The organism is Allobosea sp. GW822-FHT03F07, assembly GCF_058801345.1.
Genome location: NZ_JBXAND010000031.1, coordinates 1 through 1118, shown reverse-complemented (window position 1 = coordinate 1118; position 1118 = coordinate 1). Strand labels below are relative to the sequence as shown.

1 protein-coding gene is annotated in these 1118 nt (G+C 65.4%); it reads left to right on the top strand.

The features are described from left to right. Window positions 1-1116, top strand: a 1116-nt coding sequence (locus AC1RMY_RS26515) for a DNA translocase FtsK (RefSeq protein WP_492869739.1), incomplete at its 5' end; no start/stop codon positions are given. Window positions 1117-1118: the final 2 nt, after the last annotated feature.

The window sequence follows — 1118 nt, the reverse complement described above, 5'->3', positions numbered from 1 at the left end:
GTGATCGTCGATCTCGCGCGGATGCCGCATTTGCTGGTGGCCGGCACGACCGGCTCGGGCAAGTCGGTGGCGATCAACACCATGATCCTGTCGCTGCTCTACCGGCTGAAACCCGAGCAGTGCCGGCTGATCATGGTCGATCCGAAGATGCTCGAACTCTCCGTCTATGACGGCATCCCGCATCTGCTCACCCCCGTCGTCACCGATCCGAAGAAGGCGGTGGTCGCCCTGAAATGGGCGGTGCGCGAGATGGAGGAGCGCTACAAGAAGATGTCGAAGCTCTCGGTGCGCAACATCGACGGCTTCAATGCCAGGGTGGTCGAGGCCAAGGCGGCCGGCGAGGTCATCACGCGGACCGTCCAGACCGGCTTCGACCGGCATTCGGGCGAGGCGATCTATGAAGAGGAGGTCATGGACCTCGAGCCTCTGCCCTATATCGTCGTCATCGTCGACGAGATGGCCGATCTGATGATGGTCGCCGGCAAGGAGATCGAGGGCACGATCCAGCGCCTCGCCCAGATGGCCCGCGCGGCCGGCATCCATGTCGTGCTGGCGACGCAGCGGCCGTCGGTCGACGTCATCACCGGCACGATCAAGGCGAACTTCCCGACGCGGATCTCCTTCCAGGTCACCTCGAAGATCGACAGCCGCACGATCCTGGGCGAGATGGGCGCCGAGCAGCTGCTCGGCCAGGGCGACATGCTCTACATGGCCGGCGGCGGGCGGATCACCCGCGTCCACGGGCCCTTCGTCTCGGATACGGAAGTCGAGAAGGTGGTGGCGCATCTGAAGACGCAAGGGCGGCCGCAATATCTCGACGCGGTCACCTCCGAGGACGAGGAGGGCGGGGCTGAGGGCGATGACGGGGCGGTCTTCGACAAGACCGGCATGGGCGGAGCTGAGAGCGACGACCCTTACGAGCAGGCCGTGGCGGTGGTGCTGCGCGACAAGAAGGCCTCGACCTCCTATATCCAGCGGCGTCTGCAGATCGGCTATAACCGCGCCGCCTCGATCATGGAGCGGATGGAGAACGAGGGCATCGTCGGCCCCGCCAACCACGCCGGCAAGCGCGAGATCCTCGTCGAGACCGGAAGAGCGCGCGAAGACGAGGAGTGAGG